Origin of the sequence: [Empedobacter] haloabium, from assembly GCA_008011715.2 — a bacterium.
GTDB classification, from domain to species: domain Bacteria; phylum Pseudomonadota; class Gammaproteobacteria; order Burkholderiales; family Burkholderiaceae_D; genus Rugamonas; species Rugamonas haloabia.
Genome location: CP136508.1, coordinates 6,165,922 through 6,180,876, shown reverse-complemented (window position 1 = coordinate 6,180,876; position 14,955 = coordinate 6,165,922). Strand labels below are relative to the sequence as shown.

The following is a 14,955-nucleotide window of genomic DNA, read 5'->3' as shown; positions in this document are numbered from 1 at the left end:
GCGTCGTCAAAATGGAAACGTTACCATTGGCCACATTGACGGGGAAAATCGATGACTTCAGCCGGCCGACTGCTTTCGATCCTGGTGGCGTCCACGCTGGCGCTGCCGGCACTCGCGGCACCGCCGTCCGGCTGGCGCCTGGTGTGGGCCGACGAATTCGACGTCGACGGCGTGCCCGACCCGGCGCGCTGGGACTACGACACGGAACGCAACCGCACCGGCTGGCATAACAACGAGCTGCAGTACTACGCGCGGGCACGGCTCGAGAACAGCCGCGTAACGGGCGGGCGCCTGGTCATCACCGCGCGCCGCGAGGCCCTGGCGAGTCAGGCCGACTACGGCGGCCAGCGCTACACATCGGCGCGGCTGCTTACGCGCGGCAAGGCCAGCTGGACGTATGGTTATGTCGAGGTGCGCGCCAAGCTGCCCTGCGGCCGGGGCAGCTGGCCGGCGATCTGGATGCTGGGGACGAAAGGCCAATGGCCGGTCGACGGCGAGATCGACATCATGGAACACGTGGGTCACCGGCCCGGCGAAATCCTCGGCAGCGTCTACACGGGCGCCAGCAACTGGCCGATGGGGACGGGCAAGACCGATCGCACCGCCGTGCCCGATGCCTGCGGCGCGTTCCACGACTATCACCTGACGTGGACACGTGAACGCATCCGCATCGGTGTCGATGGCCGCGATTACGCCGAGCGCGTCAATTCGGGCAACGGCGACTACGCGCAATGGCCGTTCGACAGCCCCCAGTATCTGTTGTTGAACCTCGCGGTGGGTGGCGACCTGGGCGGCGACGTTGTCGATGCCAGCCTGCCCTGGCGGTTCGAAATCGATTACGTCCGGGTCTATCAACCCTGATTGCGGCAACACCAGTATTCCATTGACATTATTTAGCAGGCTACCTAAGATTTGACGGCAGGAAATGGAAACGTTTCCATAAAGAGGCGGGAGGCAAGGCAAGCACAACGGGTACGTGTCACGGCGATTCGACAAGAACACAGCGATAAGAACACAGGAGACGAAATGCATCATCCCAAGGCAAAACAAAAATTGATCGCGCTGGCCGTGGCCAGCGCCTGTGCCTGGCCGGCGCTGGCGCAGCAGGCCAGCGAACCCGCCGCCGTCACGACCAGCGGCGCGTCCGGCGAGGCGCCGCTGCAGGCCGTGGTCGTCACGGGCCTGCGCGCCAGCATGCAGTCCTCGCTCAACCTGAAGCGCAATGCGGACGGCGTGGTGGACGGTATCGTGGCCGAGGACATCGGCAAGTTCCCGGACACGAACCTGGCCGAATCGCTGCAGCGCATCTCCGGCGTGTCGATCGACCGCTCCATCGGCGAAGGCTCCAAGGTCACCGTGCGCGGCGTCGGGCCCGACTTCAACATGGTGCTGCTGAACGGCCGCCAGATGCCGACGTCGAACCTGGGCGACCTGAATGGCCGCGCGTTCGACTTCGCCAACCTGGCCTCCGAAGCCATCGCGCAGATCCAGGTCTATAAAACCAGCCGTGCCGACACGCCCACGGGCGGCATCGGCGCCACCTTGAACGTGATGACGGCGCGCCCGCTCGACCGCCCCGGCTTCCAGGCCAGCGTGGGCGTCAAGGGCGTGTACGACAAGTCGTCGACCAACCTGCCGGGCGACGTCAAGTCCGGCGACAAGGTGACGCCGGAAATCTCGGGCATCTACAGCAACACGTGGGCCGACAATATGTTCGGCATCGCGGTCAGCGCCAGCTACCAGGAACGCAACCTGGGCTACAACACGGCGTCCGTCTCCAGCGGCTGGAAGGGCCCGTTCCGTGGCGACGAGAACAACTGGGGCACGATCCCGCAGCCTGGCACGCCCGGCTCGGAGCGCATCACCAACCGCCCCGGCCCGACCGACGTCTACTCGGTGCCGCAGAACCTGAACTACGCCTTCTCCGGGGTGCAGCGCCAGCGCACCAACGGCCAGCTGACGTTCCAGTTCGCGCCGCGCAAGGACCTCACCACCACGCTCGATTACACCTACTCGGAAAACAAGATCCACACGCGTCGGCAGGACCTGTCGGCCTGGTTCAATTTTGGCCCGTCCGCCAGCAGCTGGACCAACGGTCCCGCGGCCGGCCCGCTGGTGTACACGGAAATCATCAGCCCCGCCAACAGCGATATCGCGATGGGCGGCGCCGACTTTGCGACGAAGAGCGAAAACAAGTCGCTGGGCTTCAACGCCGCGTGGAAGGTCAACAGCAACCTGAAGCTGGAGCTGGACGCGCACCGCTCCACCGCCGAATCGATGGCCGACAGCCCGTGGGGTTCGGACAATGTGCTGGGCACATCGTCCTTCAGCCGCGGCAACACGACGGCGGACTTCAGCCAGGACTTCCCGGTGCTGTCGATAGAGGGTGCGGACTTCACCCGCGCGCCGCAGCAGGTGACGGGATCGGCCTTCCGCAACGGCTACATGAAGGGCGAGATCTCGCAGGCGCAGTTCAAGGGCCGCCTGAAGCTGCTGGAGGCATCGGAACTGAATTTCGGGCTGTCCGCGACCAAGGTCGACAACCGCTCCGCCTTCTCGACGATGCAGCGCGACACCTGGGGTGGCGCCACCAGCCCGGCCGACTACCCGAGCAGCGTGTGGCACGCCGAAACGGTGCGCCAGTATTTCGACAAGATCGATGGCAGCGGCAATCCGAACCTGTTCAACAACTTCTACACCTTTAACTTCGGCGAAGTGCGCGACCTGGCGATCAAGGCGTCCGGCCGGCCGGACCTGTACTCCGTCAAGGATCGCTGGGACACCGACCAGCGCACGCAAGAAAAGTCGAAGAGCCTGTACCTGCAGTTCAATACCGACTGGGATACCAGGCTGCCGCTGCGCACTGCGCTGGGGCTGCGCTACGAGAAGACCGAGGTCGTCTCGACCGCGCTGGTGCCGACGCCGGTGTCGATCAGCTGGGTGTCACAGAACGAGCTGCCAGTGCAGTTCGGCGCGCCCAGTTTCACGACGCTCTCCGGCAAGTACCACAACCTGCTGCCCAGCCTCGACTCGGACCTGGAACTGCGTCAGGACATGAAGCTGCGCCTGTCGTATGGCCACACGATCGGCCGGCCGCGCTACGACCAGATCGCCGGCGGCGTCGTGCTGGACAACCTGTCGCGCCTCGATGGCGGTACGGGATCGCAAGGCAACCCGGCGCTGAAGCCGGTCAAGTCGAAGAACCTGGACCTGTCGTACGAGTGGTACTACGGCAAGCAGAACTTCTTCGCGCTGGGCTTCTTCAAGAAGAACCTGGAGAACTACGCGGGCCAGTCGAAGCTGGACGTGACGCTGGCCGACCTGCACACGCCGGTGGGCGGCGCGTTCTGGAACGAAGCCCTGGCCAATGGCTGCGGCAACGCCGACACCACGTGCATCCGCAACTACATCCTGCGCAATCATGCTGGCGCGAACGGCGTGACGCGCGGCGCGGACGACCCCTCCGGCAACGCCACGGGCACGATCGTCGGCCAGCCGAACGACCCGGCGGCGAGGTTCCGCATCACGACGTTCTCGAACCAGAAGAAGGCCGACCTGAAAGGCCTCGAGGTGAACGTGCAGCACATGTTCGGGGACAGCGGCTTCGGCATCTCGGCCAACTACACCTACGTCGATTCGGGACTGGGCTACAACAACGCCGGCATCGGCGAGCAGTTCGCGCTGGTCGGCCTGTCCGACTCGGCCAACGTGATCGGGATCTTCGAGAACGCGCAGTGGACGGTGCGCGCGGCCTACAACTGGCGCGACAAGTTCCTGGCCTCGACGTTCGATGCGGCCGGGCCGAACCCCCAGTACACGGAAAGCTATGGCCAGTTCGACCTGAGCGTCGGCTATGCCGTCACGCCGAAGCTGTCGCTGCAGTTCGAGGGCATCAACCTGACCAACGAGACGACGCGCCAGCATGGCCGGACCAAGAGCATGCTGGTGAACGCGACGCAGACGGGACCGCGCTATATGGTGGGGATGCGCTACAAGTTCTGACCCGAGGGACAGAAACCCAAGGGGACAGGCCGCGCGGCGTACCGACCTGTCCCCGGCGTATATTTTCCTCGTCCATGAATTAGTTTTTCGGTTAAACTTTTCGATAACTCCACGTCAGGGAACTGCGCATGGCCCATCCGATCCGGCACATCGTCATCGTTGGCGGCGGCTCCGCCGGCTGGCTGACAGCCGGCGTCATCGCCGCCGACCACCGCGGCCACGCGCCGGACGGCTTGCGGGTGACGTTGATCGAGTCGCCCGACGTCGCGCCGATCGGCGTGGGAGAAGGCACGTGGCCGACGATGCGCGACACGCTGGCGCGCATCGGTGTCTCCGAGACGGCATTTTTCCGCGAGTGCGATGCGGCGTTCAAGCAGGGCTCGCGCTTCGACGGCTGGCGTGGCAGCGAGCACGCGGATTACTACTTCCACCCGTTCGTGCTGCCGCAAGGCTATGGCGAGACGGACCTGATCGGACCCTGGCAGCGCGAATTCTCCCACGTCCCGTTCGCGGACCTGGTCAGCTTCCAGCCGCACTTGTGCGTGCAGGGGCGCGCGCCGAAGCAGGCGACCACGCCGGAGTTCGCGGCCGTCGCGAACTACGGCTACCACCTCGATGCCGGCAAATTCGGCGTCTTCCTGCGCAAGCACTGCCTGGAACGCCTGGGCGTCCACTACGTGCCGGATCACGTCACCGGCATCGCGTCGGACGAGAGTGGCGACATCGCCGCCTTGCAGACGCGTGCGCACGGCGCGCTGGCGGGCGACCTGTTCATCGACTGCACGGGCATGCAGTCGCTGCTGCTGGGGCAGCACTACGGCATCGGCCTGGTGGACCAGCGCCACGTGCTGTTCAACGACAGCGCACTGGCCGTGCAAGTGCCCTACCTGAACGAAGACAGCCCGATCGCCTCGCAAACCACGTCCACCGCGCAGCGCGCCGGCTGGATCTGGGATATCGGCCTGCCGACCCGGCGTGGTATCGGTCACGTCTACTCCAGCGCGCACACGAGCGACGACGAGGCGGCAGCGGACCTGTGCGCCTACCTCGGGACCGACGCGACCCCGCGCAAGCTGACGTTCCAGCCGGGCTACCGGCGCACGTTCTGGCACCGCAACTGCGTGGCGATCGGCCTCTCCGCCGGCTTTATCGAGCCGCTGGAAGCGTCCGCGCTGGCGCTGGTGGAGTTGTCCGCGGCCCTGGTCAGCGACGACCTGCCCGCGACACGGGCGACGATGGATGCCGTCGCGCGCCGCTTCAATGACGCCTTTACCTATCGCTGGGAAAGGGTCATCGAATTCCTCAAGCTGCACTACGTGCTGAGCCGCCGGCCCGGCGCCTATTGGGACGACCACCGCGACGAGCGCTCGATACCGGTGCGGTTGCAGGAATTGCTGGCGCTGTGGCGCCACCGGCCGCCGTCGCGGCTGGATTTCCACCGCATCGAGGAAGTGTTCCCGTCCGCCAGTTGGCAATACGTGCTGTACGGGATGGGCTTCACGCCGGAACCGGGCGGCACGCGCCGCACCGACCCCACCGTCGCGGCGCAGTACTACCGTGAAGCGGCGGACCTGACGCGCCGGATGTTGGGCGCCCTGCCGTCCAACCGCGCGCTGATCGACCATATCCGCCGCCACGGCCTGCAAAAAATCTAAAACACACGAGACACCATGCCCAATCCCGTACTGCTCAATAACGTCCAGCACAAGGACCTGCACATCGCCACCGAGCGCCGCGCCGCGCTGGGCGACAACGTGATGTTCGCCACCACGTTCCCGGCCGAGTTCCGCACGCTGCAGGCCTACTACCCGATCGTGTTCCGCAAGAGCGACGACGGCACGTCGTTCGAACCGGTCGCGCTGTTCGGCTTCCAGCAAGGCGAGAACCTGTTCCTGGGTGAAGACGGTTGGGATGCGCCGGAGGTGCCGCTGATGATCGAGCGGCAGCCCTTCCTGATCGGGCGCCAGGGCGAAGAGCTGATGGTGCACGTGGACCTCGACCATCCGCGCGTGGGCCGCACGGGCGAAGCGGTGTTCCTGCCGCACGGCGGCGTCACCGAATACCTGGAGCGCATCAATTCCGTGCTGCTGACGATCCACCAGGGCATGCAAAGCCTGCCGGCGTTCGTCGAAGCGCTGCTGCGGCACGAGCTGCTGGAGGGTTTTACGTTCGACATCGAACTCGAGGACGGCTCGCAGAACCGCCTGGCCGGCTTCTACACGATCCACGAGGAACGCCTGGCCGCGCTGGACGGCGCCGCGCTGGCCCGCCTGCACCAGGCCGGCCACCTGCAAGCGGTGTACATGGCGATCGCCTCGCTGTCGCAGTTCCGTGCCCTGATCGGCCGCAAGAACCGCGCCCATGCTGCCGGTCGCTGAACTGCATGGCGTCCGCCCGGGCGAGCTGACGCCGCGCATCCTGGAGTCGACGCAGCCGCTGGTGCTGCGCGGCCTGGTGGCCGACTGGCCGCTGGTGCGGGCAGCGCGCGCGTCGCAGCAGGCCGCGTCCAGCTACCTGCGCCGCTTCTACCAGGGCATGAACGTCGTCGCGATGCTGGGCCGACCCGAGATCGACGGGCGCTTTTTCTACAACGACGACCTGTCCGGCTTTAATTTTTTCCCCGCCAACGTGAGGCTCGATGGCGTGCTGGCGGAATTGGAAGAGCACCGCGACGACGAGCACCCGCCTGCCATCTACGTGGGCTCGACCACGATCGACAGCTGCCTGCCGGGGTTCCGGTCCGAAAACGACGTCGACCTGCAGGGCCGCGATGCGCTGGCCAGCATCTGGATCGGCAACCGCACCCGCATCGCCGCCCACTACGATCTGCCGGACAACCTGGCCTGCGTGGCGGCCGGACGCCGCCGCTTTACCTTGTTCCCGCCCGAGCAGTTGGAGAACCTGTATATCGGCCCGCTCGATTTCACGCCGGCCGGCCAGGCCATCAGCCTGGTCGACTTCCGCCAGCCCGATTTCGAGCGTTTCCCGCGATTCGCCGACGCGCTGCCGCACGGCCAGGTGGCGGAACTGGAACCGGGCGACGCGCTGTTCATTCCCAGCATGTGGTGGCACCACGTCGAGGCGCTGGAACGCTTCAATGTGCTGGTCAACTACTGGTGGCGGCAGTCGCCCGGCTACATGGACACGCCGACCAGCGCGCTGATGCACGCCATCATGACGGTACGCGACCTGCCGCCCGCCCAGCGCGCCGCGTGGCGCCAGTTATTCGACCATTACGTGTTCGACGCGGACGAACATACCGCGGCGCATATCCCGCCGGCGGCCCGGCGCGTGCTGGGGCCACTGGACGCGGATGCCACGCGGGCGCTGCGCGCCCAATTACTCAAGCGGATGAACCGCTGATATAAAAAAGCAGAGGAGACTATCGTGGAACAGACCAGAGCGCAGCGCCCGATCCGCAAGGTCGTCATCGCCGGCGGCGGCACGGCCGGCTGGATGGTGGCGGCGGGATTGTCGAAATCGCTGGGCAAGCTGCTCGACATCAAGCTGATCGAATCCGACGAGATCGGCACCGTTGGCGTGGGCGAGGCGACGATTCCCACCCTGATGAACTTCCACCACCTGCTCGAAATCGACGAGCGCGAATTCATGGCCGAGACGATGGCCACGTTCAAGCTTGGCATCAGCTTCGAGAACTGGCGCAACGTGGGCGAGGATTACATCCACTCGTTCGGCACGACGGGAACGGACCACTGGACGGCCGGCTTCCAGCACTTCTGGCACAAGGGCCGCGAGCGCGGCCTGGCCGGCGACTACGGCGACTACTGCCTGGAGCTGAAGGCATCGCTGCACAACCGCTTTGCCCACCTGCCGAAAAACGGCATGAACTACGCCTACCACATGGACGCGGGCCGCTACGCCAAATTCCTGCGGCGCTTTTCGGAGCGCTACGGCGTACAGCGCGTGGAAGGCAAGATCGCCGAAGTGCGCAAGGACCTGATCTGCGGCGACATCCGCGCGCTGCGGCTCGACTCCGGCGTGGAGCTGGAAGGCGACCTGTTCATCGACTGCACGGGCTTTCGCGCCCTCCTGATCGGCGAGACGATGGGCGTCGGCTACGAGGACTGGTCGCACTGGCTGTTCAACGACAGCGCGGCGGCGCTGCAAACGAAATCGGTGGGCGACGCGATCCCGCTGACGCGCTCGATCGCGCGCGAGTCGGGCTGGCAGTGGCGCATTCCGCTGCAGCACCGCGTCGGCAACGGCATCGTCTATTCGAGCCGCTACACGGACGACGACACGGCCATCCGCACCTTGCAGGCCAACGTCGAAGGCGAACCCCTGATGACGCCGCGGATCATCCGCTTCAAGCCGGGCCAGCGCCAGCAGACCTGGAAGGGCAACTGCGTCGCCATCGGCCTGGCCAGCGGCTTTTTGGAGCCGATCGAGTCGACCAGCATCCATTTGATCCAGCGCGGCATCATCCGCCTGATGCAGATGTTCCCCACCGACGGCATCAGCCAGGCCGACGTCGACGAATACAACAAGCAGGCGGAAACGGAAATCCACCACATTCGCGACTTCATCATCCTGCACTATCACGTGACGAACCGGCGCGACACGCCATATTGGCGCGACGCCGCCAGCATGCCGGTCCCCGCCTCGCTGCGCCACCGCATCGACCTGTTCCGCGAGACCGGCCGCGTGTTCCGCATTCCCAACGAGCTGTTCGCCGAGAACAGCTGGATCCAGGTGATGCTGGGCCAGGGCATCCATCCGCGCCAGCACCATCAAACGGCGGACCTGATGGGGGACGACGAGCTGGCCCACTTCCTCGGCTCGATGGCGACGTCGATCGAGCGCACGGTGGCGCAACTGCCGTCGCACCAGCAGTACGTGCAGCAGTACTGCGCCGGTACCGGCTGGTGAGTCTCAGGCCGCTGCGCGGAACTGCTTGCGGTACTGCGACGGCGAGGTCTGGAACGCGGCGCGGAAATGCTGGCGCAGCGACAGCGCCGAGCCGAAGCCGGCCGCTTGCGCCACCAGTTCGACCGGCGTGTCCCCGCTTTCCAGCAGCAGCTGGGCCTGGGCCAGCCGCTGGCCCAGCAGCCATTGCTTGAACGACGTGCCCGTGCTCTGGCGGAAGTGACGCGTGAAATTGCGCCGGCTCATGGCGGCCCGCTCGGCCAGTGCGTCGATGCTGTGCTCCTGCGCCAGGTGCGCCAGCACCCACTCCAGCACCTGCGCGAAGCGTCCGCCCTGTCCTGCCGCCGGCACCGGGCGCTCGATGAACTGGGCCTGGCCGCCGGCGCGGTGCGGCGCCACCAGCAGGCGGCGCGCCACCCGGTTCGCCACCTCGGCGCCGGCCAGCTGGCGCAGCAGGTGCAGCGAGCAATCCAGCCCAGCGGCGACGCCGGCGGAGGTGAGCACGCCGCCCCCGTCGACGTACAGCACGTCCGCATCGACGCGCACGCGCGGATGGCGCCGCGCCAGTTCGGCCGCGCTGGCCCAGTGCGTGGTGGCGCCGCGGCCGTCCAGCAGTCCCGCCTCGGCCAGCACGAAGGCGCCCAGGCACAGGCCGACGATGCGGGCGCCACGGCCGTGCGCGGCCCGCAGCGCGTCCAGCAGCGCCGGTGGCGCCGGGCGATAGTCGTCGTGCCAGGACGGCACCACGACGATGGCGGCATCGGCCAGTGCTCGTAAATCGCTTTCGACCGCGATGGCGAAGCCGGCCGAGGTGCGCAGGGAACCGGTGCTGGCTGCGCACACGGTCACGTCGAACGACGCCAGGCCGGCGTCAGCGCTGCCGAATACCAGGCACGGCACCGACAGGTGGAAGGGTGTGATGCCGTCGAACGCGACGACGGCGATGCGGATAATGTCCATGGCCCGATTATAGCGATGACTGGCCTTCGGGCCACTGTCGGCGCCGCGGCCACGGAGCCACAATGACGTCACTGCCACCCATCAAGGAGATCACGATGTCCACCGCCCCGCGCCGCGCCCTGCTCGTCATCGACGTGCAGAACGAATATTTCACCGGCAACCTGCCGATCGAATACCCGCCTGTCACGACCTCGCTGCCGAATATCGTGCAGGCGATGCGCACCGCCCATGCGGCCGGCATCCCGGTCGTCGTCGTGCAGCACGGCGGCCCCGCCACCTCGCCCGTATTCGCGCAAGGTTCTCCCGGCTGGCAGCTGCGCGAGGAAATCGCCGCGCTGCCGCGCGACCACCTGGTCCACAAGACCAAGGCCAGCGTGTTTGCCGGCACCGACCTGGCGCAGTGGCTGGAGCAGCACGCGATCGACACGCTGACGATCGTCGGCTACATGACGCACAACTGCGATGCCGCCACCGTGTACGAAGCGTCGCACCGGGGCCTGAAGGTCGAAGTGCTGGCCGATGCCACCGGCGCGCTGCCGTACGCGAACGACGGCGGCCGCGCCAGCGCCGAGGAGATCCATCGTGTGTTTTGCACGGTGTTTCACTCGAACTTCGCCGCCGTGTGCAGCACCGGCCAGTGGGAGGCGGCGGCTGCGGGCGGCGTGGCGCTGGCGCCCGATAACGTCTACCTGTCGAACCGGCGCGCGCGGAGCTGAAAAAATGTCAGGCTCGTGACAATCGGTGAGCTTTGCGCCCTCCCTCTTACGGTATAAACAGGCTTTTGGGGATCGAGCGTGCGCACTTATCTCACCGTTGCCGTGGCACTACTGCTGCTTGCGATTGGCAGCGCGCCCGCGCAGCAGGCCTACAAATTGAAGGACGACGCGCCCACAGGTAGCCACCTGCGGCGCGACGCCGCCACCGGCTTCCTGCCGTTCGAGAAAACCTATGCCGAACTGACCGAGGCGGAAAAAGCACGTCTGCGCGCGCACTATGAGCGCATGGGGCCGGACGACGAGCCGCCCTACCCGAAGCACGGCCTGAAACGGCTGTTCCGCACCGTCGGGCAGCTGCAGGGCCGCACGCACCTGGAGGGTAAATTCGACGCCGGCGTCATCGTCGGCCCGGACGGCAAGGCCATCGAGGTGCGCATCTACGAATCGGCCACGCCGGAGATGACGCAGCTGCTCAGCAACCTGCTGGTGGTGGAGCAGTACAAGCCGGCCCTGTGCCATGGCCAGCCCTGCACGCAGGAATTCCCGTTCCGGATCGCGCTGAAGTACCAGCGCTGAAGGCTTGACAGCCGGCGCCACCCCGGGTCACAGTATTGCATCCCCTGTGACCCGGAGACGCCGCATGAAAAACAGCCTGCTGTTCACATTGATGCTGGCCAGCGCCAGCGCCAGTGCCTTTGCCGCCCCCGTGACGTACGACATCGATCCGACCCACACCTTCCCCAGCTTCGAGGCCGACCACATGGGCATCTCGGTCTGGCGCGGCAAGATCAACAAGAACAGCGGCAAGGTCGTGCTGGACCGCGAAGCGGGCAGCGGCCACGTCGATATCGACATCGATCTGGCCAGCATCGACTTCGGCAACGATGCCCTCAACGAATGGGCACGCGGCAAGGACTTCTTCGACGTCGCCCGCTTCGGCGGCACCGCCCACTACCGCGGCAAGCTGACCGGCTTCAACGCCGGCGCGCCGACCGAGGTGCTGGGCGAGCTGACCCTGCATGGCGTGACGAAGCCGGTCGCGCTGAAACTGAACAAGTTCAAGTGCATCCCGCACCCGATGCTCAAGCGCGAGCTGTGCGGCGCCGATGCCGCCGCCACCTTCAACCGCGCGGACTTCGGCCTCACGGCCGGCAAGGACTACGGTTTCTCGATGGATGTGGCGCTGCGCATCCAGGTCGAGGCGGTGGCGGCCAAGTAAAGCCGGCACGCGCCTGCCTGTACGTGTGTTGTCCCACGCCTTTATAATCCCGGCAATTCTCGCGCTGCCCTGGCAGCGCGCCTCCTCCCCGTCCGGTATCGGCAACCACTTGAATCTGGCTCGATGAACACTGCGGTCCCGCGCCAGCCTTGCGCGCGGCGGTAACGATGGCGTTGCCCCTGCTGCGCCGCGCCGCGCTGCTGGCGTTTCTCGCCCTGTCCCTGCCGACCAGCGCCGCCACCCATCAACTGGGCGAGTACGCCCACACTTCCTGGAACGGCCAGCGCGGCGCGCCGGCCGATGTCGTCCAGTTCACCCAGACGCCCGATGGCTGGCTGTGGGTCAGCTCGCCCAACGGCCTGTTCCGCTTCGACGGCGTCGATTTCCAGCGCATGGACAGCGTGCAGGGCCATCGCCTGCCGTCGACCAGCCCCCTGGCCCTGCTGGCGACACGCGACGGTCGCCTGTGGGTCGGCGACCGCTTCGGCGGTGTCAGCATGTTCGACCGCGGCCGCATGCGCTTGTTCACGACGGCGGACGGGCTGCCTTCCGGCACCGTGCTGACGATGACGGAAGGCCCGGATGGCGGCGTCTGGGTCGCCACAGCGACCGGACTCGGACACCTGGCGCCGGGCGCCGCGCGGTTTCGTCGTGTCGGCCGGGCCGAGGGCCTGCCCGAAGCGAGCACCCGACAGGTGCTGTTTGGCCGCGACGGCCGGCAGTGGGTATCGGTGGCGGGCGGGATCTACCTGCGCGATCCCGGCGCGCTGGGCTACCGGCGCGCATGGCCCTATCTCGACCTGATGGCCATGGCCGAAGCGCCGGACGGCACCATCTGGGGATCGGACGGCATCGACAAGCACTATCGCGTGCTGGCCGATGCGCCGCCCGGCAATCCGGCGCCGCGCGCCGAACTCGGTGGCAATGGCGCGCTGTTCGACCGCGCCGGCAATATGTGGATCCTGAAGGTCAATGCGCTGGAGCTGCGCAAGCCGCCGTATGTCGGCAGCGCGGCCGGCGCACTGCAGCTGAGCAAGGCGAACGGCATGAGCGGGCCGCTGCCGCAGACGGCGTTCGAAGACCGCGAGGGCAACCTGTGGGTCGGCACCTCGGCCGGCCTGGATCGCCTGCGCCGCACCCGCCTCCACGGCGTGCCGGTGGCAACGCCATTCGACCGGCCGGGCGTGATCGGCGACGGGGATGGCGTCATCATCGGCGACCGGCGCCAGGCGCTGCGGCGCTACACCGTGGCCGGCGCACGCGAGACCTTGGGCCAGCTCGAGCTGACCTGCAGCTACCGTGCACCCGATGGCACGTTGTGGTTCGCCGACCGCAAGGCGCGCTGGCGCCGGAGCGCGGCCGGCACGCTGACCCAACTGCCACATCCGTCTGGCCTGGGCGATCGCGATACCCAGGCCATGACGGTCGACCACAACGGGCGCATGTGGATTTCGCTGCCGGGCGCCGGCGTGTTCCGGATCGACGGCAGCCGCTGGCGCAAGGACGGTGACGTGGCCGGCCTGCCGGACGGGTATGCGATGTCCCTCGCGACCGACGATGCGGGTCGGGTCTGGGCTGGCTACCAGCGCAATCGGATCGCGCTGATCGAAGCCGGGCGCGTGCGCGTGTTCGGTGCCGCACAGGGCCTGCAGCTGGGGCATGTCCAGGTGCTGCTGCCGGACGGCCCGCGGGTCTGGGCCGGCGGGCAGAACGGGCTGGCGTGGTTCGACGGCCGGCGCTGGCACCACGTGACACCGGCCGGAGAACGACCGCTGCGCGGTATTTCAGGTCTCGTGCGCACCCGCACCGGTGAATTGTGGCTGCACGGTGCGGACGGCATCGGCCGCGTCGCCGCACCCGATGTCGAGCGCTTGTTGCGCGAACCCGCGCGGCCGTTGCCGTATGAGCGCTTCGATGCCCTGGATGGCTTGGTCGGCAGTGCCGAGCAGCTGCGCCCCTTGCCTTCGCTGACGCAAAGCGCGGACGGCCGCCTGTGGTTCGCCACCGCCAGCGAGGTGGCCAGCCTCGACCCGGCGGGGATCGCCCGCAATGCCCTGGCGCCGCCGGTGCAGCTGCTGTCCGTGCGCGCGGGCGACGCCAGCTATCCGGCCCAGGACGAGGTGCGCCTGCCGGTCGGCAGCCGCAACCTGCGCATCGCCTACACGGCGCCCAGCCTGGCCATGCCGGAGCGGGTGCGCTTTCGCTACCGCCTGGAGGGTTTCGACGAGCGCTGGCAGGAGGCCGGCACGCGCCGCGAGGCTGTCTATACCAACCTGGGACCGGGCAGCTACCGCTTCCGTGTCATCGCCGCCAACGAAGACGGCGTGTGGAACGAGGACGGCGCCACGCTGGCGCTGGTGGTGCCGCCGCGCTTCGTGGAAACCGGCTGGTTCACGGCCTTGACGGTGCTGTCGGCAGGGCTGCTGCTGGGCGGCCTGTACGTGCTGCGCGTGCGCCGCCTTACCGCGCGGCTGCAGGACCTGATGCAGGAGCGCCTGGCTGAACGCGAACGCATCGCGCGCGGGCTGCACGACACCTTCCTGCAAAGCGTGCAGGGCCTGGTCATGCTGTTCGACCAGCAGGCGCGCGGCCTGCCGCCCGGATCCGAACAGCGTACCCGGATCGAGCAGACGCTGGACCTGGCCGACGAGCTGATGTCGGAAGGACGCGACCGCATCGCCGACCTGCGCGCGCCCGGCGAGCCGGAGGAACTGGGACAGGCGCTGGCGCAGTACGGCGCGGTGCTGCTGCAGCAGCGCTTCACGGCCAGCATCCACGGCGAGGCGCGCGCGATCACGCCGCGCGTGCGCGACGAAGTGCAGACGATCGCGCGCGAAGCGCTGATCAATGCGGCGCGGCATGCCCGCGCCAGCCATGTGGAGCTCATTCTCGACTACCGTGGCGACGGCCTGACCTTGCTGGTGCGCGACGACGGCTGCGGCATGCCGGCCGCGTTGTCGAGCGAAGGCCGGCCCGGCCATTACGGTATCGCCGGCATGGGCGAGCGCGCCCGTGCCCTGGGGGCGCAATACACGCTGCTGTCCGCTCCCGGCAAGGGCACCTCGGTGCATCTGGCCATCCCTGCGGAACACGCTTATGCGGGGCAGCGCTCGGCCGCCTTGTTCCAGCGCTTGCGCCAGCGCCGCCGGCCGCAAGCCCGCCGGGCATAGA

At 67.5% G+C, this 14,955-nt stretch carries 11 protein-coding genes; 10 read left to right on the top strand and 1 reads right to left on the bottom strand.

The features are described 5' to 3' along the window. Positions 1-51 precede the first annotated feature (51 nt). The 6 genes from E7V67_026930 (at position 52) to E7V67_026905 (ending at position 8,892) form a co-directional block, all read left to right on the top strand. Entirely contained in the window at positions 52-861 is an 810-nt protein-coding gene (locus E7V67_026930) for a glycoside hydrolase family 16 protein (GenBank protein WUR13274.1), read from the top strand. Between the two features lie 165 nt (positions 862-1,026). Continuing rightward, positions 1,027-4,002: a TonB-dependent receptor gene (locus E7V67_026925; GenBank protein WUR13273.1), complete on the top strand. Its 2,976-nt coding sequence runs from the start codon at positions 1,027-1,029 to the stop codon at positions 4,000-4,002. A 128-nt stretch (positions 4,003-4,130) separates the two neighbouring features. Next, complete coding sequence (locus tag E7V67_026920) at positions 4,131-5,657, top strand: tryptophan halogenase family protein (GenBank protein ID WUR13272.1); 1,527 nt, start codon at positions 4,131-4,133, stop codon at positions 5,655-5,657. A 15-nt stretch (positions 5,658-5,672) separates the two neighbouring features. Then, a complete protein-coding gene (locus E7V67_026915; protein WUR13271.1) occupies positions 5,673-6,380 on the top strand; it encodes a SapC family protein in 708 nt (235 codons plus the stop codon). After that, positions 6,364-7,365 (top strand): cupin-like domain-containing protein, encoded by a 1,002-nt coding sequence (locus tag E7V67_026910; GenBank protein ID WUR13270.1) that lies wholly within the window; start codon positions 6,364-6,366, stop codon positions 7,363-7,365. Before E7V67_026915 ends, E7V67_026910 begins: the two co-directional genes overlap by 17 nt. A gap of 24 nt (positions 7,366-7,389) precedes the next feature. Continuing rightward, complete coding sequence (locus E7V67_026905; GenBank protein WUR13269.1) at positions 7,390-8,892, top strand: tryptophan halogenase family protein; 1,503 nt, start codon at positions 7,390-7,392, stop codon at positions 8,890-8,892. A 3-nt stretch (positions 8,893-8,895) separates the two neighbouring features. Here the strand turns inward: E7V67_026905 and E7V67_026900 are convergent, their stop codons facing one another. Next, entirely contained in the window at positions 8,896-9,849 is a 954-nt protein-coding gene (locus E7V67_026900) for a helix-turn-helix domain-containing protein (GenBank protein ID WUR13268.1), read from the bottom strand. A 95-nt stretch (positions 9,850-9,944) separates the two neighbouring features. Here E7V67_026900 and E7V67_026895 point away from each other — a divergent pair, with 95 nt between their 5' ends. The 4 genes from E7V67_026895 to E7V67_026880 all read left to right on the top strand — a co-directional run bounded on the left by E7V67_026895 (position 9,945) and on the right by E7V67_026880 (position 14,954). Further along, positions 9,945-10,565 (top strand): cysteine hydrolase family protein, encoded by a 621-nt coding sequence (locus E7V67_026895; protein WUR16355.1) that lies wholly within the window; start codon positions 9,945-9,947, stop codon positions 10,563-10,565. Positions 10,566-10,643: 78 nt separating this feature from the next. Further along, positions 10,644-11,141: a hypothetical protein gene (locus tag E7V67_026890; protein WUR13267.1), complete on the top strand. Its 498-nt coding sequence runs from the start codon at positions 10,644-10,646 to the stop codon at positions 11,139-11,141. 64 nt (positions 11,142-11,205) lie between these two features. Next, positions 11,206-11,784, top strand: coding sequence for a YceI family protein (locus tag E7V67_026885; GenBank protein WUR13266.1), 579 nt, complete (start codon positions 11,206-11,208; stop codon positions 11,782-11,784). 167 nt (positions 11,785-11,951) lie between these two features. Further along, a complete protein-coding gene (locus E7V67_026880) occupies positions 11,952-14,954 on the top strand; it encodes a triple tyrosine motif-containing protein (protein ID WUR13265.1) in 3,003 nt (1,000 codons plus the stop codon). The last annotated feature ends 1 nt before the right edge of the window (position 14,955 follow it).